Origin of the sequence: Fructilactobacillus carniphilus, assembly GCF_024029675.1 — a bacterium.
Lineage (GTDB): Bacteria > Bacillota > Bacilli > Lactobacillales > Lactobacillaceae > Fructilactobacillus > Fructilactobacillus carniphilus.
The window spans coordinates 1,292,548-1,311,796 of sequence record NZ_CP097121.1 but is presented as its reverse complement, the minus strand read 5'-3'; the positions used below and the strand labels follow the sequence as shown (position 1 = coordinate 1,311,796).

General features: G+C 43.1%; 25 protein-coding genes and 1 riboswitch. Of the genes, 16 read left to right on the top strand and 9 right to left on the bottom strand.

Going from position 1 to position 19,249, the window contains the following annotated elements; genetic code table 11:
- Positions 1-30: 30 nt before the first annotated feature.
- Complete coding sequence (locus tag M3M37_RS06600) at positions 31-573, bottom strand: biotin transporter BioY (protein ID WP_252795020.1); 543 nt, start codon at positions 571-573, stop codon at positions 31-33.
- 173 nt (positions 574-746) lie between these two features.
- Positions 747-840, top strand: a riboswitch (TPP riboswitch).
- 56 nt (positions 841-896) lie between these two features.
- On the opposite strand from M3M37_RS06600, the gene M3M37_RS06595 reads away from it, so the two are divergent.
- From M3M37_RS06595 to M3M37_RS06585, 3 genes are read left to right on the top strand one after another with little or no spacing between them, the layout of a single operon-like run.
- Entirely contained in the window at positions 897-2,300 is a 1,404-nt protein-coding gene (locus M3M37_RS06595) for an ABC transporter ATP-binding protein (protein ID WP_252795019.1), read from the top strand.
- On the top strand, positions 2,300-2,956 hold the full coding sequence (locus M3M37_RS06590) for an energy-coupling factor transporter transmembrane component T family protein (RefSeq protein ID WP_252795018.1): 657 nt from the start codon (positions 2,300-2,302) through the stop codon (positions 2,954-2,956). The genes M3M37_RS06595 and M3M37_RS06590 overlap by 1 nt, the downstream gene beginning before the upstream one ends.
- Before the next feature lie 12 nt (positions 2,957-2,968).
- The gene (locus tag M3M37_RS06585; protein WP_252795017.1) at positions 2,969-3,406 is read left to right on the top strand and encodes a hypothetical protein; all 438 of its coding nucleotides are present in this window, start codon (positions 2,969-2,971) and stop codon (positions 3,404-3,406) included.
- Between the two features lie 59 nt (positions 3,407-3,465).
- On the opposite strand, the gene M3M37_RS06580 is transcribed toward M3M37_RS06585, so the two are convergent.
- The gene (locus tag M3M37_RS06580; RefSeq protein WP_252795016.1) at positions 3,466-3,837 is read right to left on the bottom strand and encodes a PaaI family thioesterase; all 372 of its coding nucleotides are present in this window, start codon (positions 3,835-3,837) and stop codon (positions 3,466-3,468) included.
- A 59-nt stretch (positions 3,838-3,896) separates the two neighbouring features.
- Between M3M37_RS06580 and menB the strand changes: the two genes are divergently transcribed.
- The 4 genes from menB to M3M37_RS06560 all read left to right on the top strand — a co-directional run bounded on the left by menB (position 3,897) and on the right by M3M37_RS06560 (position 8,075).
- Positions 3,897-4,718 (top strand): 1,4-dihydroxy-2-naphthoyl-CoA synthase, encoded by an 822-nt coding sequence (gene menB / locus M3M37_RS06575; RefSeq protein WP_252795015.1) that lies wholly within the window; start codon positions 3,897-3,899, stop codon positions 4,716-4,718.
- 14 nt (positions 4,719-4,732) lie between these two features.
- The gene (locus M3M37_RS06570; RefSeq protein ID WP_252795014.1) at positions 4,733-6,187 is read left to right on the top strand and encodes an o-succinylbenzoate--CoA ligase; all 1,455 of its coding nucleotides are present in this window, start codon (positions 4,733-4,735) and stop codon (positions 6,185-6,187) included.
- Positions 6,188-6,202: 15 nt separating this feature from the next.
- Complete coding sequence (locus M3M37_RS06565) at positions 6,203-6,481, top strand: ArsR/SmtB family transcription factor (protein WP_252795013.1); 279 nt, start codon at positions 6,203-6,205, stop codon at positions 6,479-6,481.
- 106 nt (positions 6,482-6,587) lie between these two features.
- The gene (locus M3M37_RS06560; RefSeq protein WP_252795012.1) at positions 6,588-8,075 is read left to right on the top strand and encodes an MDR family MFS transporter; all 1,488 of its coding nucleotides are present in this window, start codon (positions 6,588-6,590) and stop codon (positions 8,073-8,075) included.
- Between the two features lie 4 nt (positions 8,076-8,079).
- Here the strand turns inward: M3M37_RS06560 and M3M37_RS06555 are convergent, their stop codons facing one another.
- Positions 8,080-8,964, bottom strand: coding sequence for a LysR family transcriptional regulator (locus M3M37_RS06555; protein ID WP_252795011.1), 885 nt, complete (start codon positions 8,962-8,964; stop codon positions 8,080-8,082).
- A 119-nt stretch (positions 8,965-9,083) separates the two neighbouring features.
- On the opposite strand from M3M37_RS06555, the gene M3M37_RS06550 reads away from it, so the two are divergent.
- Both M3M37_RS06550 and M3M37_RS06545 read left to right on the top strand, forming a co-directional pair.
- Positions 9,084-9,629 carry a DapH/DapD/GlmU-related protein gene (locus M3M37_RS06550; protein ID WP_252795010.1) on the top strand — a complete coding sequence of 182 codons (546 nt, stop codon included), beginning with the start codon at positions 9,084-9,086 and terminating at the stop codon, positions 9,627-9,629.
- Between the two features lie 44 nt (positions 9,630-9,673).
- Positions 9,674-10,132 carry a hypothetical protein gene (locus M3M37_RS06545; protein ID WP_252795009.1) on the top strand — a complete coding sequence of 153 codons (459 nt, stop codon included), beginning with the start codon at positions 9,674-9,676 and terminating at the stop codon, positions 10,130-10,132.
- Here M3M37_RS06545 and M3M37_RS06540 read toward each other — a convergent pair.
- Positions 10,129-10,575 carry a GNAT family N-acetyltransferase gene (locus M3M37_RS06540; RefSeq protein WP_252795008.1) on the bottom strand — a complete coding sequence of 149 codons (447 nt, stop codon included), beginning with the start codon at positions 10,573-10,575 and terminating at the stop codon, positions 10,129-10,131. The genes M3M37_RS06545 and M3M37_RS06540 overlap by 4 nt on opposite strands.
- 165 nt (positions 10,576-10,740) lie before the next feature.
- Between M3M37_RS06540 and M3M37_RS06535 the strand changes: the two genes are divergently transcribed.
- Entirely contained in the window at positions 10,741-11,769 is a 1,029-nt protein-coding gene (locus M3M37_RS06535) for a zinc-binding alcohol dehydrogenase family protein (RefSeq protein ID WP_252795007.1), read from the top strand.
- Between the two features lie 62 nt (positions 11,770-11,831).
- Here M3M37_RS06535 and M3M37_RS06530 read toward each other — a convergent pair whose 3' ends face one another.
- Complete coding sequence (locus M3M37_RS06530; protein WP_252795006.1) at positions 11,832-12,152, bottom strand: helix-turn-helix domain-containing protein; 321 nt, start codon at positions 12,150-12,152, stop codon at positions 11,832-11,834.
- A gap of 185 nt (positions 12,153-12,337) precedes the next feature.
- On the opposite strand from M3M37_RS06530, the gene M3M37_RS06525 reads away from it, so the two are divergent.
- Positions 12,338-12,580 carry a hypothetical protein gene (locus M3M37_RS06525; protein WP_252795005.1) on the top strand — a complete coding sequence of 81 codons (243 nt, stop codon included), beginning with the start codon at positions 12,338-12,340 and terminating at the stop codon, positions 12,578-12,580.
- Positions 12,581-12,789: 209 nt separating this feature from the next.
- Positions 12,790-12,987 carry a hypothetical protein gene (locus M3M37_RS06520; RefSeq protein ID WP_252795004.1) on the top strand — a complete coding sequence of 66 codons (198 nt, stop codon included), beginning with the start codon at positions 12,790-12,792 and terminating at the stop codon, positions 12,985-12,987.
- 82 nt (positions 12,988-13,069) lie between these two features.
- Here the strand turns inward: M3M37_RS06520 and M3M37_RS06515 are convergent, their stop codons facing one another.
- Positions 13,070-13,960 carry an ATP-binding protein gene (locus M3M37_RS06515; RefSeq protein WP_252795003.1) on the bottom strand — a complete coding sequence of 297 codons (891 nt, stop codon included), beginning with the start codon at positions 13,958-13,960 and terminating at the stop codon, positions 13,070-13,072.
- A 14-nt stretch (positions 13,961-13,974) separates the two neighbouring features.
- A complete protein-coding gene (locus M3M37_RS06510) occupies positions 13,975-14,409 on the bottom strand; it encodes a TipAS antibiotic-recognition domain-containing protein (protein ID WP_252795002.1) in 435 nt (144 codons plus the stop codon).
- Positions 14,410-14,664: 255 nt separating this feature from the next.
- On the opposite strand from M3M37_RS06510, the gene M3M37_RS06505 reads away from it, so the two are divergent.
- The 4 genes from M3M37_RS06505 (at position 14,665) to M3M37_RS06490 (ending at position 17,201) form a co-directional block, all read left to right on the top strand.
- On the top strand, positions 14,665-15,399 hold the full coding sequence (locus M3M37_RS06505; RefSeq protein ID WP_252795001.1) for a hypothetical protein: 735 nt from the start codon (positions 14,665-14,667) through the stop codon (positions 15,397-15,399).
- Positions 15,400-15,783: 384 nt separating this feature from the next.
- A complete protein-coding gene (locus M3M37_RS06500) occupies positions 15,784-16,302 on the top strand; it encodes an SA1002 family membrane protein (RefSeq protein WP_252795000.1) in 519 nt (172 codons plus the stop codon).
- A 29-nt stretch (positions 16,303-16,331) separates the two neighbouring features.
- Positions 16,332-16,514, top strand: coding sequence for a hypothetical protein (locus M3M37_RS06495; RefSeq protein ID WP_252794999.1), 183 nt, complete (start codon positions 16,332-16,334; stop codon positions 16,512-16,514).
- An 87-nt stretch (positions 16,515-16,601) separates the two neighbouring features.
- Positions 16,602-17,201 carry a hypothetical protein gene (locus M3M37_RS06490; protein WP_252794998.1) on the top strand — a complete coding sequence of 200 codons (600 nt, stop codon included), beginning with the start codon at positions 16,602-16,604 and terminating at the stop codon, positions 17,199-17,201.
- Between the two features lie 63 nt (positions 17,202-17,264).
- On the opposite strand, the gene M3M37_RS06485 is transcribed toward M3M37_RS06490, so the two are convergent.
- A complete protein-coding gene (locus M3M37_RS06485; protein ID WP_252794997.1) occupies positions 17,265-17,672 on the bottom strand; it encodes a hypothetical protein in 408 nt (135 codons plus the stop codon).
- Positions 17,673-17,961: 289 nt separating this feature from the next.
- On the bottom strand, positions 17,962-19,191 hold the full coding sequence (locus tag M3M37_RS06480) for a DUF6271 family protein (protein WP_252794996.1): 1,230 nt from the start codon (positions 19,189-19,191) through the stop codon (positions 17,962-17,964).
- Positions 19,192-19,249 lie beyond the last annotated feature (58 nt).

The following is a 19,249-nucleotide window of genomic DNA, read 5'->3' as shown; positions in this document are numbered from 1 at the left end:
TTCCAAACGAAGGAGCTCTTTTTGTTTGTCCTAAAAATGGGGCAACAAGCGGTGTCGAGCTAATTGATCCGCTACGACCGCCACGACCAACGCTTTTAAGGCATCACCGGGCAAAAAGACCAGGCTGCTAACCAGCACCTGGGTGAACGGTAAGTTACTTTGCCAAGCCAGATAGCCGGCGCCCACGAGGTTCATCAGCAACATTCCACCCACTAAGTTGGCAACTATAAAGCGCCAGAATAATGGAACGCGGCGTAGGTGCTGCACTAACCAGCCAATTGCGTAAGCACAAATCGGCCAGCTAATGAGATAACCAGCGGTGGGTCCAAAGAAGACCCCAACTCCCCCGCGAAAACCTGCTAACAACGGTAATCCAACTGCCACGAGCAGTAAAAAGAGCGTGACGCTCCAAAAGCCGAGTTTCCGGCCCAAACAGGACCCAGCTAGCATGATCCCCGCCGTTTGAAAGGAAATCGGCACGGGTAAAAAAGGAATCGTAATTAACGGAATCAGTCCTAAACAGGCAATGATTGCAATCATCAGGGCACAATAAGTCATTTCTTTCAGCTTCATAAACAGTTTTCATCCTTTACACGTAGTCTGCTTCTGATTGTGCCAAATTAGGAGAACTTTGCCCACCCTCATTGAGTTAGATGGATTAAAACCGCTCTTTTCGGGCAAACAGTTTCGGCTAAATGTCACTTTTGCTGCCCGACCACCAGCCAAAATCTGGTATACTTAACCTAATCGAATAGCTGGGGTGCCCATTTACGGCTGAGATAATACCCGTTGAACCTGATCTAGGTAATGCTAGCGGAGGTAACCTGACACACAGTTGTCGCAAAAAATTCAACCGTCCCCCAATTTTGGAGGGCGGTTTTTTCGTGGAGGAAGCTATGGAACCAGCAGTCACACTGCAACATTTTAGTTTTAAATATCCGAATCAAACTGAACCCTTGTTTCACGACGTTCAGTTAGAAATTCCCACCGGCCATTTTTGGCTCTTAAGCGGTCCATCCGGTTGTGGAAAATCCACCATCTTAGAATTGATCGCCGGACTTAATGATCAATCCTACCAGGGTGAAATTACGTTACAACACCAGCCACTCCCGGAATTACCGGCAGCCCACCGGTCTAAGACCGTCAGCATGATGTTACAGGATCCCAACCAACAGTTTGTCATGCAGACGGTCGCGGGGGAGCTCCAGTTTGCCCTTGAAAATCAGCAAACGGATCCGACAAAAATTCCGGCTAAGATTCAAGCAGCGCTGGAATTTTGTCACATTGAAGCTTTAGCCGAGCGCAAGGTGCTTTCCCTTTCTGGGGGTGAAAAACAAAAGGCCATTTTGGCCACGATGGTAGCGCTCGATCCCGCTATTTTTCTGCTGGACGAACCGTTTGCCAGCATTGATCCGCATTCCAAACGTGACATTTTGCAACAATTGCACCAGCTTCAGACGGAACACGGCAAAACCATCATCGTTTCCGACCACGATTTAACCGGGTATCAGGACCTAGTAGATCACGTGGTCACGGTCGATGCTAACAAACACGAGCTTCATTTGTTGTCGACAACGGAGCAGACCGAACTATTTACCATCCGCCAACAACCTGCGCAACGCTTCTCGCTTCCTGATCCTCAGGATGCACTTTTTCGGCTCCACGACTATCAAATTTGGTACGGACAAACCCCGTTACTTTCGGTACCCAAACTAGCGATTCCAGCTGGTTGTACCCTGATCACTGGACCAAGCGGCAGCGGGAAATCGACTTTAATCCGGAGCCTAAGCAAACTGCAGAAGTATTCCGGGCAAATCAACCTGCAGCAACAAAACATTCAAAAAATCAAAAACAAACGTTACTACGATCGACTCGGACTGGTTTTTCAATCGGCTCCCGATCAATTCCTACGGGTGACCGTTGCCGAAGAGTTAGAGTTGGCACTCAAAACTAGCCAATGTCCCACATGGAACACTGAGACTGTGAATCAGGCCCTGCACCAGTTACACCTCGAAGGTCACGAACAACAGAGCGTCTACACTCTCAGTGGAGGCCAGCAGAAAAAGCTCCAAATTCTAGTAATGATGATTCGCAATCCCCAGTTGCTGCTTCTGGACGAACCGTTTGCCGGTCTCGATCAAGCTTCTGTGGCCACCGTGCAAGCGTTGTTAAAGCAACAATACCAGGGATCCGACCAGCAGTTACTGGTGATTAGTCACCAGCGCTTTGCCATTCCTCACTTTTACGATTACCACTTACAACTTGCCGAGCACACGTTTACCTACCAGGAGGCCGACTAATGAATCCTGCCTTAAAGTTACTTTTAATTGTCCTAATTGCCTTTGAAATCTCGCTGATTCCGAACCTAACCATTAATTTAGTTCTGATTGTCGTCTGCCTTGGTTATCTAATTTGGAAACAAAGTCGGCAGCTCAAGAAGGTTCTCACGTTTAGCCTAATTGCCCTGCTACCCGCGCTCGGGATTTTCTTCTCACAGCTTTATTACGGAGCAAACGGTCTCTACATGGGAACCGTGCTCTTCACTCGGCTCTACGCCTACGTGTACCTCGGCTTGGGTTTTTCCCTAACCACCCCGATGATCCAGTTAGCCCAAGCGCTAGAACAAAATGCGCACGTCCCGTCCAAGTTCGTGTACGGAGTCTTAGCCGCCATCAACCTGGTCCCGCGGTTTCAACAGGAACTGCAAGTCATCCGCGCCAGCGGTAACATGCGCGGTCAGGTATTACATCCGTGGGGGCCCACGATTTACTTTAAGGCCTTAGTCGTGGCCCTCGGTTGGTCCAATCACCTCGCCCGCGCCATGGAATCACAAGGGTTTGTGGAAGATCAACCGCGAACCTTTGCCACGCCCATCCGCGTCACAAACCGCGACTGGATTACACTAGTTGGCGCTCTCGTCCTGGTCCAACTAGTGCTCTTTCTCGCCCCAGCGTAGGAGGTAATCTCCATGCATAAGCAACAAACCGCTGCTGCCCTGATCGAAGGGTACTTGCACCAAAATCACATCACTCCCGCTGCCATCGTCGACCTGACCCGTGCCTATCAGGGTCAGTACAGTCAGCTTCCGGATTACGCAATCACCCAGAAATGGTTAAACGAATTGTTCCAAAATCCCGTCGTGTGGAAACCCGTGCTACTCGTGATTGAGATGGAACAAGCAGCCTCAACCTTTCCACCCGTCCTAGCTGCCGTTCCTAAGGAAGAACTGTGGCAACCCCAACTCCTCCAAATTGCCGGTGTCAATGGGACGATTGGCATTTCCAACTACTTTGAAATTAAGCTGAATCAGCAACCGCTCATCCGACGTTACTTACCGACGCCCCATCCACTAGCCCTGGCGTTGAGCGCCGCGCTATCAGGACAACTGGCGCAATGGGATTCCTAGAACTGGATTAAATTTTAGTTACAAGCCTAAGTAACCTGCCAGAATTTGCTAAAATAAGACTATTGGTCGCCTAACGATTGCTTGGTTAACGTGACGGTGCTGGTACTGACCAACTGGTCGTGGTGCTGTACGTTTACTTGCCAAACTTGGAGACGATGTCCCTGTTGCAGCGGGGTTGCCACGGCCGTAACTAAACCGGTGCGCACGGCTTTGAGATGATGCGTTTCAATGTTGACGCCTACAGCTGCTTCGTGTTCACCCAGCAGTTGATTAGCGCCGATACTGGCCGCCGTTTCTGCCAGCACGCAGCTAATTCCGCCGTGCATCAAGCCATAGGGTTGCTGGTCCTGTTCGGTTACATCTAGCGTGAGTACTACCCGCTTTGGTGTTACCAGCTCCGTTTGGATGTTTAATAATTCAAGTAAATTCACGTTCTTCACCACTTTCGTTATGTCGCCGTTTTATTCCATTATTACCATTGGAGGTTCTTATGACAACTACCTGGGAAACAATTCCGAATCAATACCAAGATATTCTATTTGAACGTCGCGATAAAGTTGCAAAAATTACGATTAACCGGCCGGAAAAACGCAACGCCTTTACCCCCCAAACCGTCAACGAAATGATTGACGCTTTTGCGCAATGCCGAGACGACGAAACCATCGGCGTGATTATTTTAACCGGCCAAGGTGACCTTGCCTTCTGTTCCGGTGGCGACCAAGGGGTCCGTGGGAACGGTGGCTACGTCGGCAGTGACCACATTCCCCGCTTAAACGTGCTGGACCTGCAACACCTCATCCGGGTCATTCCTAAGCCGGTGATTGCAATGGTTCGCGGTTGGTCCGTGGGAGGCGGAAACGTCTTACAGCTCGTGTGTGACCTGACGATTGCCGCTGACAACGCGAAGTTTGCGCAATCCGGTCCCAAAGTCGGTAGTTTCGACGGGGGCTACGGATCGGGCTTACTGGCCGACACGATTGGCATCAAACGGGCCAAAGAAGTCTGGTTCACGTGCAAGACCTACACCGCTGATGAAGCCTTTCAAATGGGCTGGATCAACAAGGTTGTGCCGTTAGATGATGTGGAACAAGAGACCCTCGACTGGTGTGACGTGCTCTTACAACGTTCACCCATGGCATTACGGTTAATCAAGGCTTCCATGAACGCCGCGACCGATGGATTGGCCGGGATTCAACAGCTGGCAGGTGATTCCACCCTGCTGTACTACACCAGTGACGAAGCCAAAGAAGGCCGCGACGCCTTTTTGGAAAAGCGGAAACCAAACTTTAACCAATTTCCTAAATTTCCCTAGAAACCAGGTTTACAATGGATAATTGGCTCCAAAAACGAACACAACTAACGCCCCATCGCCTAGCACTGTCCTTTCACGAGCAGACGTGGACCTTTCAAGACCTTCAACAACAAGTGAACGGTCTCTGTGCGACCTTGCAATCCCGACTAGCAAAGCCCGGGCGGGTCGCCATCCTAGGCAATAACACGCCAAATCTTTACTTTGGTATCCTAGCGTTGCATCAACTCGGCGAACCGATTGTGTGTTTAAATAAACACCTGACCACTCCCGAACTGCAGTATCAAATTGAAGATGCCCAGGTGCAGACCATTTTAACCACGCAGAAATTTCTGCCACAGTTACAGAACGTAGCTAACGTGAAACTAATCGTCCTTGATCAACTCGAGTGGCAACCTCAGTTAAATTGGTCAGCACAGCCAACGGAGCTCGATGCGTTAGCAAGCATTATGTACACGTCGGGCACGACCGGGCGCCCCAAAGGTGTTTGTCAAAGCTATCGGAACCACTGGACTAGTGCGATGGGCGCTGAACTAAACCTGCCGGTCACGGAATCCGATTGCTGGATTTGTGCCGTCCCGTTGTATCACATCAGCGGCCTTTCAATCGTGATGCGGAGTCTGTTGTACGGAATGCCGGTCCGACTCTACGAACATTTTGACCCGCTGGCGATTAACCAGGACTTGGTGCACGGGCGAGGCACCATCATTTCGGTGGTCCCCTACATGCTCAAAAAGTTACTGGCGGAAAAGCACGAACCTTACGATAACCACTTTAGCTACATGCTTCTGGGGGGCGGCGTAATTGATCAAGCGACCCTCGACCAATGTGACCACCATCAAATTCCGGTCATCCAGTCCTACGGGATGACGGAAACGTCCTCACAGGTGGTGGCACTGAATCCAGACGATGCCCAACGGAAACTGGGAGCGGTTGGAAAACCCCTCTTCCCGGTTAGTTTAAAGATTGCAGACACCGAGCAACCCAACCAGGTGGGTGAAATTCTCCTCAAGGGTGATAACCTAACGCCCGGTTACCTCAATCAACCGCAACGACTGGCGGAGAAAACAACGGCAGCTGGCTGGTTTCGGACGGGGGACCTCGGCTACATTGATGAAGAAGGTTTTTTGTACGTTAAAAGTCGTCTCACCGAACTCATCATTTCCGGGGGCGAAAACATCTATCCTCATGAAATCGAGCAGTTATTGAATCAACTACCGTGTGTGCAAGAAAGTGCCGTTGTTGGAAAAACCGATGCGACCTGGGGCTCCATTCCAGTCGCCTTTCTGGTGACTGACCAGGCCTGGAACTTGGAAGAAATCCATCAGTTTCTCACCGGTAAATTGGCCAAGTATAAGTTCCCCAAAGAATTGCACTTGGTTGACCATCTACCTAAGACTGCGAACGGAAAGTTACAACGAGTGGAATTGGTAAGGTGGTTGAAAAAGAATCATCAAGAACCTTACCGTTAACAAAGGAGCATCCTCATGACCGAACTTACCGACGACCAACTTGCCCAAAGTTTCAAAGCGCTAGCTGATCCCAATCGGATTCGCATCCTGAAAATTTTGCTGGCAAGTGATCGAGAACTAACCTGTGGCGAGGTCAGCGATCAGCTCAACATTGCAATCTCGACGGTGTCCTATCATTTCAAAATTTTGCGGCATGCTGGGATTACCAACATGCGCAAGGTAGGCCACGAAAAGTTGCTTTCGATTAACCAGCCCGTAGCAGCTCAACTACATTTAAACCAAATCATCAAATAAAAACAGCCTGTTGAAATTAAATTCAGCAGGCTGTTTGCGTTTTTCCTTCAATCAGACTATGCTTATCACAAAGTTCGATAATCATCGAAATAAGTGGAGGCAAAGAATGTTACACACGCAATGGAACAAACGAAAACGTATCATTATGTTATCAGTTTTATTAGCCAGCTTTATGACTTCCGTAGAAACCACCATCGTCACGACCGCGTTGCCCTCGATTTTAAGTTCGTTACACGGCTTGGCCTGGCAAAGTTGGGTGTTCACGGCCTATTTACTTACGACCACGCTCAGTACGCCTATTTACGGAAATCTCAGTGATCATTGGGGCCGGAAACCCGTCTTTTTAATTGGCTTAAGTTGTTTCACCCTGGGCTCACTGGCCAGCGGGCTGGCTCCCAACCTTCCCGTTTTAATCGGCGCACGGGCCCTGCAGGGACTCGGTGCGGGAGCAGTAATGCCGATTACCTTCACCCTGATTGCCGATACTTTCCCACTTTCGGAACGATCCACCATGATGGCTTGGAACAATACCGCCTGGGGTATTTCAGCGTTAATCGGTCCCCTATTGGGTGGCTTTTTGGTCGACCAATTGAGCTGGCACTGGATTTTCTTTATCAACGTGCCCTTAGGAATGCTCGTCTTCGGCTTAATTTACGCCGGTTATCAGGAATCAGCCCAGCCAACCACTACTTTAAAACTCGATTGGCGGGGAAGTTGCTGGTTAGCAATTAGTCTAATGACCCTCCTGAGCTTATTACAATTACTAAGTAATCAGCAGATTAACTGGATTACGTTAATTTCCGTGCTCCTACTTTTCCTAGTTGCACTTAGCTGCTTCATCCGCGCCGAAAGCCACGCAACCAATCCCATCATTCCGCTAACGCTTTTTCACAATCGCACCTTTACGATTCAAATCCTCACCGCCCTCTTTTTGAGTGGCATGCAGTTCGGCTTTCAAATTTATTTTCCCATTTGGTTGCAATCCATCTATCGAGTCAGCGCCACCGTGGCCGGCTTAGCAATCACGCCCAGTCCCATCGCCTGGTTATTGACTTCGTTTAGCGTGAGTGCCCTAATGAAACGCTGGGCGCCCAAGCGCATTACCAGTCCCATCGTTATCGTGCAGCTGGCGTTCTATCTAACGCTAATCTTTAGTTCCACTACTTTTCCTCTCCTGATGTTTTACATCATCGCCGGGGTAACCGGAGCGGGACTCGGAATCATCATCACCATGAATACCGTTGTCGCACAGGCGGAGGTCCCAGAAACCGATGTCGGAACGGCCTCCTCCATGATTACCCTCGGCCGAACATTAGGTCAGACCATCATGACCGGTCTGTTCGGTTTTATCTTTAATCTGACAATTAACAGCGGGCAACGACAGCATCCAAGCATTAGTCATTCCCTTTTAAATCAAGCAGTTGCTGCCAAAAACATGGCCAAGTTAAAAATCTCCATGACGCAAACTCATAACTTAGACCAAATTCTTTTAACCGCGTTTCACCATGTCTTCTTTCTCTGCACTTTGATTATGGTGGTCATTATTCTCATCAATCTTCTGGATCCACGCCATCAACCTCTGAAAATGAAATAATTAGTTAGCTTTCAGTTCCAGATTCACCCGTTACTAACAGTTCCTTAAAGGCCTGGGCCGCCGGTGATAAAGACCGTTTTTTGAGCCAAACTACCTGAGCCGGACTATCCAAACGGGGCGTCAAGGGGATAAAAGTCAAATCGCTTTCCTTCACATTCACAATTTTATCAATGCAGACCGCATAGCCGACCCCCGCTTGAACCAGTAAACTAGCATTATACAACAAGTTATAGGTTGCCACAATTTGTTGCGGGGCAAATGAATGACCCCACCATTGATTTAGGCGATTCAAGCTTTCCTGTTGTTGCGACATGATTAACGGAACGTCGGTCAGATCAGTAGCAGTTATCGACTCCTTTTGCGCCAACGGACTGGTGCGGGGAGCCAAAATCCCCCATCTGCCACAACCATGTAACGTTTTAAAATCATATAGTTTGGTGTCAATCGCTCCCATCATCACCCCAAAATCAAGCGTGCCGTTCTCTAGTTCTACTGCAACCGCATCGGCATCCATACTCGTAATCTGAAAATGCACCTGTGGCTTCGTTTGCTGCAGGTGCTTAATTATTTGGGCCAATTCTAATAAATGATTTGATTCACCACTACCAATCGTAACCAGTCCGGCAAGTTGATTGTGTTGATGAGCATTAATTAGAGTTTGATCAGCTAAACTAACGATTTTTTCCGCCTGTTCGGCTAGATAAGTTCCCGTCCTAGTTAAAGTTAACCGCCCTGATTCTCTTACAAATAGTGGCACCCCTAACTCTGCTTCGAGTTGATGAATTTGCCGCGAAATGGTCGGTTGTGACAAGTGCAGTTGCTGGGCACTTTTGGAAATATTACCCGTTTGCACAATGCTCAAAAAATAACGTAACACCCTAATTTCCATGTTCTTCTCCCAATTATGCTTTTTAAGCATAGTTTACTATTTAAAATAGGAATTAGACATCATTCACTACCACCCTTACACTAAAGCTAATTCAACAACAACTAAAGGAGGACTTTCAGATGTCTAAATTCCAAATCATTGACCAAAACAGTCTTAAGTTTGCAGAGATTCAAAGAATTAAAACTGCTAACGAAGCACTCATCCAAAATCTTAATGTAAAGTGCCATTCGCAAGCAGAAATTAGAGAACTATTAACTAAAATTACCGGAAACCCCATTCCAGCCAGCACAGAAATCAACGTTCCGTTTGAATCTGACTTTGGCCGCAACATTAAAATCGGAAAGGAAGGATTTATCAATAAAAATGCCATGTTCGTCGACCTAGGTAGCATTACCATTGGTGATCGTTGCTTACTAGGACCTAATGTAACTCTAATTAGTGTTAACCATGCTCAACCAGTAGCCAACCGGCGCAGTCTAGAACTAGCTCCCGTTACGCTTGAGGACGACGTATGGCTTGGAGCTAACGTCACAGTTCTTCCCGGTGTCACAATTGGAGCCGGTGCAATTATTGGAGCCAATAGTTTGGTAACTAAGGACGTGCCCCCATTGTCAATCGCCGTCGGCAGTCCCGCTCAAGTTATAAAACAAGTAGACGAAGCTTAATGGTTCAGCAATCAGATTCGACAATTCTTAGAAAGGAACTTACCATGAATAAATTCCTCAAATTACTAATTAGCCTAGGTACCATCATGATTTTTTCCTTGACATTTAGTATTCACAGTCAAGCCAGTCCAAAACAACCAGATGCCCACCAAGACTTGGAGCTCATGTATCCGGCCGTCCACTGGAATCGGTCCCGTTTGAGTAATCGAGTTAAACACATCGTTAATCACCAAAAGGAAATTCAATTTAAACCCCTTCGAGAAGCAGGATTACATGAATTTACCGGACCCCTCCATGGAAATATTTCTAAAAATCAATTACATCACGGTACCACCCAGCTTAAAAAAGGACATCTCTACTATTATCCAGACCAAAATGTCCTCGTAATTCCCAACCAAGATAACAGTATTGCTCCATACAAAGACTATGAAGTCGGGAAAATTCCTAGCATCACTAAATTTAACTTGCAAAATCTAGATGGGATTAAGCTTAACCAGCGTTAGCTCCCATTAGATCCCCGATACGTCATCCGCACGTGCAGAACCTCAACTTCCAAAAATGGTTCACCTTCTGTCACGAAACCTTGTTTTTCGTAGTAACCCACTGCTTGCATTTGGGCGTTAATCGTAATTGGTAATCCCGGAAACCGCTCGTGACAAAGTTGTAAAATGGCGGTCAGCAATTCCCGACCCTTCCCCGTGCCACGCACTGAGGCACTAGTCAGGACCCGGCCAAAGGTTACGTGATCCCCATCCTGAAATACCCGGGCATAGGCAATTACCTCGCCTTGCTCCGACTGCTCAAAGAGGTGTAAAGCCGTTAAATCCTCGTCATCCGGATCACAACAGTCAATTTTTTGTTCCTCCACAAAGACCTGCGACCGCGCCCGCAAAATTTGGTACACGGTCACAGGATCCATAGCTTGGAGTCGCTGAACTTGAAACATAGTTAAATTCCTTTCTCGCCAGTTGTGTCAAAATTGAAATTATTTTACCATTGCCAGAACTTCAAAGGCTAGCCCCAGTAAACTAAATTCGGGAATCTTTTGGCGGAATGCGATTATACTGGTGGTATTGAAAAAGAATTAATCAAGTCACAAAGGAGAAACATCATGCCAGAACTTATGAATGCCATCGGCTACACCCACTACCTCCCCATTGATAATCCCGAAAGTCTCTTCGAATTTAAAACGGCTATTCCAACGCTTGCAGACCACGATTTGCTGGTTCAAGTCGACGCCGTCTCAGTCAATCCGGTTGATATCTTTACCCGCAAGGGACAATCATCAACTCTAACCGAACCCAAAATCATCGGTTACGATGCGGTTGGCACCGTGGTCAAAACCAGCTCTGCTGTAAGTCTGTTCAACGTCGGCGACCGCGTCTTTTACGCGGGAGCTTACAAACGGCCTGGTAGCAATAGCGAATATCAAGCTGTCGACGAACGAATCGTTGGTCATGCTCCACAGCAACTAACTACAGCCGAAGCAGCCGCCATGCCCCTCACGAGTTTAACTGCCTGGGAATCATTATTTGAGCAAATGAACATCGACTTACACAATCACGAAACTAATGCCCAACAATCTATTTTAATTATTAACGGCGCTGGGGGCGTCGGATCCGTGGCCACCCAATTAGCTCATTTAGCCGGACTGCAAGTCATTGCCACTGCCGGAACCCCGCAAACCAAGGACTGGACGTTGCAACATGGTGCCGATTACACGGTTGATTATCATCAAAATCTGGTGGAACAAGTGCATCATCTAGGCTTTGAAACGGTTAACTACGTCCTCGAACTGCAGAATCTGGATCACTATTGGGATGACATTAGTCAGTTAATCGCTCCCCTTGGAACCATTGTTTCGACGACGGGAAGCGGAAAGGACCTCAACTTTCAACCATTGAAACGGAAGATGGTTCGCTTTGGCTGGGAATGGATGTACACCAAGTCGTGGTATCAAACGCCGAACTTGATTACTCAACACGAAATCCTGGACCAAGTGAGCCAACTCTTAGATCAAGGCCAATTACAATCCACGTTAACCAAAACGTTTAACCCCATCAACGCCGAAAACTTACGAGCGGCCACTAAACTGGTGGAGAGCCATCAGATGATGGGAAAAGTGGTCGTGGAAAATTAATTAAAATAATGTATTAGAAAAAGTCTATCTCAACTGAGATAGACTTTTTTCTTTTATCATGATTATTTGAAAAAGACGTACAGAATCACTAAGACAAAGAAAATATTCAAACAAACAGAAATGATGTTAACTAATCTTCCTAAATTTAGTGTATTTTCCGTCGCTTGTTCTCCCGCATTTAATTCAGATTGATCTTCAATAAAATACAAAACGTCTTTATTTAAGCACTCGGCTAAATCATGAAGTAATTCAACGTTGGGCGAACTTCGATCATTCTCCCATCCCGATAAAGTTTTTCTGGAGATGTTGATTTCGTCAGAAAGTTGTTGCTGGGTTAGATTATTTTCCATCCGCGCCTGCTTAATTTTTTCTGATAATTTCATAAACTAATACCCTTTCTCAGAAAAGCTGATGAACCTTTTTATAAAAGGTTACAGACTATTACCCATTAAAGCAATGTCTTAATCATTAATCATCTGTCTTAAAAACTACTCAATCGCGAAATGACGGTAGTTTAAGCGATTTTAACTTGATAAACTACGAATAAGGAAAGGGAGGAGGAGTAATTATGAAGTTTAAATTTGTCAAAATATATCCCAGTATTGGTGGCAACATTTTCCAGATTATCTGTGGTTTGTTTTTAATGGGAACCGGACTGTACGGAATTTTTACCAAACCGCTCCCCACAATAATGTTAGTCCTTGTCACTTTAGCGGTAATTTATTTTGCAATTTGTACAATTAAAATCGCACTGGCGCTGAAAGATAAAGTCAAGCAAGCAAAGGAGAATTTATATGCAAGTAAAAAATAATCTCGGTTTGTCAATTATTTCATTAATTGCGTCTCTTATTTCCGTCTGGCTAGCAGTAGTTGGGTTTTGTAACCAGAATGCACCCCTGTTTCTAAGAGGAATTTGCATCATTATGTTAATCTTCGTGGTGTGTTGCGCAATTAAAGCTAGCCTAGGAATCATAAAGTGCTTAAAAAAATAATAATAAAGAAACGGAGGAAAATCAGTCTATGCAAACAATCAAAAGAATCGGCTGGCCGGTTATCCAAGCGGTTGCATCATTAATTGCAAGCTTACTTGCTATATCTGCCATTTGTTACAAAAACGATCCAATGATATTGAGAGTAATTTATATCATTGTTCTAATCTTCTTTATATGTTGTGCCATTAAATCTATCAAAACACTCAGAGAAAAATTAAAACAATGAAAAATGGGATTGGTCATTTCAGACTAATCCCTTTTTTATTCCGATATTGATTTTAAAAATTCGAAGTCTTAATCCTTACAAATTATTTTTGCTGGGCCAATTCTTGTTTCGACTTTTTAATTAACTCAATGGCATCGTTAAAGTCATTGAGTCCTACCTTACACTTAGCGCCATCACGTTCTACCGCATGGGAGCTTGCGTAAACGACCACATTTAATAGGTCTCCCCCAGAAAAGCCATCGGTATTAGCTAAAATCTCATCCCAATCGGCTGCAGATAAAGCAATTGGTAGCTTAGCTGGAATCAACTTTTCCAAAATCTTCCGCCGTGCCTCTTTTTCCGGCAATGAGAATTCAATGTTCCCAATAATCCGCCGTAAAAAGGCTGGATCATAGTTCTTCCCGAAGTTCGTCGTAAAAATCGTAATCCCTTCGAAGTTATCTAACTCCAGCAACATGACTGATTTAGTTAGGTTAACGGCATGATCCGTACTTTTTGTTACGCTGTCCAACCGTCGACCCAGAATGGAATCCGCTTCATCAAAGATTAAAACGGCATCTGTATCCTTTGCTTCTTTAAACAGGAGCTTGATGTTCTTCGGCGTTTCCCCTACGTACTTAGATTCAATGTCTGCGTAGTTAACTTTGATCACCTTTTTGCCCATTTCCTTGGCAATGGCTTCGGCAGCGAAACTTTTCCCAGTTCCAGGCAATCCGTACAAGTTAATTACGGTGCGTCCCCCGGTAGAATCAATTTCTCGTAGTCCAAACTGATTGTAGAGTAAGTCATAATTTTCAATTTTAGAGATTAAACTTTGAATTTGGTTAGCCACCTCATCGGAGACAATCAAATTCTTTAAATCCCGTTTAGGTTCTTCCACCGGGAAAACTAAATCAGCGGTTTTGGTTGGTGCTTTCGGTTTTAATTTTAACGGGCCCGTCGTTCGTTCGCCCGCTCTATCAACTTTTGCCATATTTCCTTTCCTATCTATAGTTCGTTGTCTAATGTATTTTGGTTTTCTTCAACCCATTGGTCTTCCAACTTATCAACATACGTATCGATTGAAGCATGCAAGAAGTCCGGTAAATCTGGGTCAATTTTCTCGAATTTCTTTTTAAATTTTGGATCGTCAGCGTACATTTCGTTCAATCCTCTTAATAGCTCGATGCTAGGATCATAAAAGTTCATCAGAAATTGATGCCATCTCACCATCAGTTGTTGAACCTTTTCACTGTCTGGATCCTCATCCTTTAGTTTAGCAAGGTCCACGAAAATCTCGTTACTTTCTTTGATAATCGCGGCCTTTTTCTCATCGCTATAACTATTCCAGTTCTGTTGCGATTGTTTAACTTCTTGATCACCATACTGGTCACTAATTTGCTTTTCTACTTTTGCTTGTTTTTTGTTTTTCTTTTTACTCATTTTAGATCCGACCTAACTTAAAATCTGTTTATACAAGTTTCCATTAGCCTTATTATACAATTTACTACTTGCTTTTGAAATTTATTAATATTAACATTATATTTTATATCACAACATTTTTTATGTGACTTATACATGAAAAGTAATCAGAAGGATTAAAGTATAAAAATAAATTTTGAGAAAAATATAATTTATAAAGACATTTCAAATTAAGTGGTTTATTATTTACCTAAATTATAAAAGGAGATAATTTAGATGGTTGATACTGATTTTACATCTATGGGAATAATTGATATTAAGAAGAGTATTCCTGAAGTTGAAATATTTTTAAAAAAACACAGTAAAAGAGAAGACTATGATGAAGATACATACAATAATTTTATTAATTACTTGATTAATAATAATTGTAACCGTGAAATCAGTTATTATAATAACATGGAGTATTATAATAAAGAATCATATTGTAATCATCTAAAAAAATATAAACATTATATAAAAAAGCATAAGCAAAATAAAAAAGCTAATATTTCACCACGAAAACCAAAAAGGGATAATAAACATTGCTGGATTCATTTACATCATGTAAATGAAAACAAATTCCCTAATTTAGGAAGTCCAATTAGCATTTATAAAAATTTTGATAAATATAAACAAAATAATTACGAAAAAAATGAATCTAATTTTTACGAAAATTTTTGGAAATATGAAAATCAAGATCATAACAATATAGTACCTTGTAATGTATTAGAACACACCGTTTTACATGCCATTATACTTATAGTATATGGTGTTAAAATTTATGGTAATGATAATAAAAATGGAAGAAATTTTAGCAATGGTTATTCTAGCTTAGAAAAGAAAATTTATAATTTCTATAATAAAATTGAGTTTAAAAAATACATTTATGATGCTGACAAAGACATCATGTGCTCAAAGAAAAGAGTATTAGAGATATTAGACCAATTAAAAGAAATAGTAGATAATAAATAAATACAAATATAAAATTTATTCAATATTAAAATTTTATACTTTGAAAATGTTAATTGGACTATACAGATTCAGAAGCAGTAACATCGAATTAATCTAATAAACTTCCACTACATATGGATGACTATTGTTTAAAAATAATCAGTTTTAAAAACAGTGATATGTGAATCATCATTATTTACAATAAAGTAACGAAATCGATAGAGCCCACAATTACTTCTATACTGTCTTTTTTATTAATCATTGCTGAAGAACTCGAATCATTCGGGTTCTTTTTATTTTGGCAACTTCTGAAAGCTAAATAATCTAGTAATCTTATTCCTAGTATTTCTTTCCCTAGCAAGGTCCTCTATTATTAGAATGTAACTTACAATTAAGGAGATTAATATGATAGTTAGCGTAATTATTTTAATTGGATTGTTACTGGCAATCGGATTTATCGCCGGTCGTTCCCAAGATAAATATTTATTTTTAAAATCTGGACTATACTTCTTTTTGATGGAAATCACGTCCAGCGTTGCCTTGCTTATTTCTGTCAGCGGGGTCTATTTCCTCATGGTAAAACTGCTTCACTACGACATTCGGATTCTGACCTTTTGTCTCGCAGCCACGTTCATCGGCGGCATCATCAATTTTTATTTCATTAGATTTTTAAAATTATTCAAGAATTCAAACAGCATGTTAGTCATGCAGGTCGAATACTACATCCAGTGGACCACAATTGCCCTGACCCTCTACCAATTTTTAACGGGGTCGAGTGCTAACTTGAAGATTTTCGCCAAAGCCGGCATTTCGGCTGAAAATCTAGATATCAACGAACTCAACTTACTGGTCCTGCCACTGCTCTTGATTAGTTGGATTTCAATTGCGATGATCAAGATTTATTTAACGGACCGTGGGCACTAAGACTCACTATTAAGGAAGGAACAAATACTATGAAAAATCACGTAGATAACAAATCTAAGAACGGTAAATCAATTATTCCAACTGATCAATGGAACAAGGTTTTAGACAAAATTCAACTCAAGAAAAATCGGACAACTAAAGATCAGAAAGCAATTTTAGTTGATGAAAAAAATGATGATCCTAATTTTATCGACTGGGTACTTCATGGATAACATCAATCTAATTGCTCCCACCTCAGCTCCTTTTTCAAGGTTTAACTATGCTAAAATTAATTTATAACTGATTCTAAGGGAGAAAATATGAAGAAAAAAAGCTTACTGGTAATTCCAGTTGCCCTCACCCTGCTCCTTAGCTTGGCAGCTTGTGGTAATGACCAGAAAAAATCGGAAAATTCACAAGCTAAAACCGAACACAAACAAAGCAAGAAAAAAACTGATACAAAGGAAAAAGAGCAAAAGGCGAAGTCTAGCCAAGAAGCTCAGAGTGACAGTGCTAACCCTGACACTCAACACGGTCAAACCCAAAATGATAATTCTAACCAAAATAATCAGAGTAGTACTGCTGACGGTCAAGCAGTGGCAAACAGTGCCAACGCAAATAACACGGATAACAGCGCTACTAATGGTTCCGAGGCTAGTCAAAACCAACCGCAAGAGTCTCAATCAGTAAAGAATCAGGCAGCCGGTACTACCGACGTAGTTAACACTTCTGAGGCAGCCATTAACATTCTAAAAAACGAATTTGGTAATAGTTCTGATTATTCATACGGTGTATTATCCACCGATAATGGAGTCTATGAAATTGAAGTGACCTCTAAATCAATTCGAGCTCAAGGTGGTAGTGGAACGGTTGGCATTTATGACGTTATGCCTGATGGTACTTATAATCTAAAATATTAATTTTGAAAACAGCAAAGGGCCCTCTTCACCGGGAAGAGAGCCCTTTTTGTATGCTTATTTACGCTATCCGTTAAGCTTAATTTGCTCCTTTAAGTTATCTAACAGAGCGTTAACTTGTTGCTGCGTTGAATTAATGATCGCCAGCATTTCGTCCCTTTGCTGTTCATTATAATCTTTAATTTTATTTTCCTTCCCACTTTTCTCAGTAGGGACTGGGAAACCACGTTTAGCAATAGTCTGACCATATTCATCGTTATTTTTAAGGTAAGCTGCCTTCAACAATTCCCGAATACAATCGCCAATCGTAACGTGATTGACATGCAGAATTTGTGACAGTTCCGTTTTTAATTGCTTTATCTTCGCCTCAGTTTGTTTGTTAATTTGAACTTTTAACATTTTTGTGCTGGGCTTAACTTCAAAATCAAAATTAGCTAAATCCGGCGTTGTAATTCCATAAATGGCCGGCCACACATCAGTTTGATCGTATGCTTGTAACCAGAGGTCGTCCTCAACTGCTCAATTTAAACAATCACCTTTGGTAAAATTGCCACCCATTTTCTGTTCATAACCTAATCACATTTTTTCCAATAAACGCACCGTTTCGATTGAAATCCGGGATTTCTAAATTACCTGCATCCGCATTGTTATTTAATCGTTTCATTAATTCAACCACCAATAAGAATACCACAGCGAAGCCAAGGACTTACGTAAATAAATACCAAAAATAAAGGCTCACCTCATAATAGGTGGGCCTTTAAGTTTAACCATTAATCTCAAATTCTTGCAACGAAATCTTCTTAGTTTCAGCCATCACATCCGGCCATTTTCGCAACAGTGTCACAAAATTTTGCACGTCGCGGACCGTTTTAGCTAAATACTCATCCTCATGTTGCGCTACATGTTGAGCCACCGCTTGATAATTTTCATGCGGAATCGCAGCATAAACGACAACAAATTTAGCAAAAGTATCTTTTAAATCATCATTTAAGTTGTCAGACTTCAATGCGGCTACATACGCATCCGCTAATTGTTGGGACATCACCGCAAAATCATCGGATAAAGTTTGATCCTGCAACGCCCGTTTGGTAACCGTGGTCATCAGTCGCGACAGCAATTTCGAATCACCATAGAGAATATGATTAATCCGGTCATAGCGGTCCTTATTGTAGCGATGGATCACCCGATCGTTGTGATACAACATTTTCCAATCTGATTTACCCAACGCATTATGGTACAAATAATCAGTTCCTGAAGTTACGTTGGCGGGCGAAACCGGCACGTTTAAAAAGATATCCTTGAGGGCAAAATTACCGGCATCAATGTAATTGGCTTTCTTTTCAGAAAAGGTCAGTTTCCCAGTAAAGGTCTCTTTAGAACCCTCTACATATTTGTTGTTAATGTAATCATCTAATTGCGCCGTTGTGTAATTCGGCTTGGACAAAGAAAATAACTTCCGCAAGGTTTCCTGATCATCCTCAACGTCTGAGTAATCAATCCCCCAGGCACCAATGTAGCTACTCCCAACCAATTTAACTTTATCGTCTATGGCAAAACCTTCTAATTCTGCCAGTAATGGCGTTACCGACCGATCTGCTTGCAGATAAACATCCGAATCCCGCCGATGAACGTACCGAGTGCCTAACAAATTAGCCATGATAGAGATTTTATTAACCATTTTACCGTAAGAAAATTCTTCTCCCACGACCAAGTCAACGACATCCGGATCTACTGCTTGCCGTAATAACTGGTCAAAATCATCGGCCGTTACGTGATAAGCCTTAATTGCAGAGCCAGCTAATGAATGAAGCAACTGGTCATGATTAACGGCGAAATCGTGTTCATTCCCGGAATCTAAGACCACCAAAACCAGTTGGTCCGGACTTAATTTCCCCTGCGCAAACGCAATTTTAATTTCATCAAGCAGGCTCGCAATGCTGGCACCTGCTTCCCGGTTAGTTGGGATCACATAGAGATGTTGGGCTGCTGTCATTGGAATGCTCCTTTTAATTTGGTAGATAAGTTTTACATAGCTTATCACTTTTCTTGTG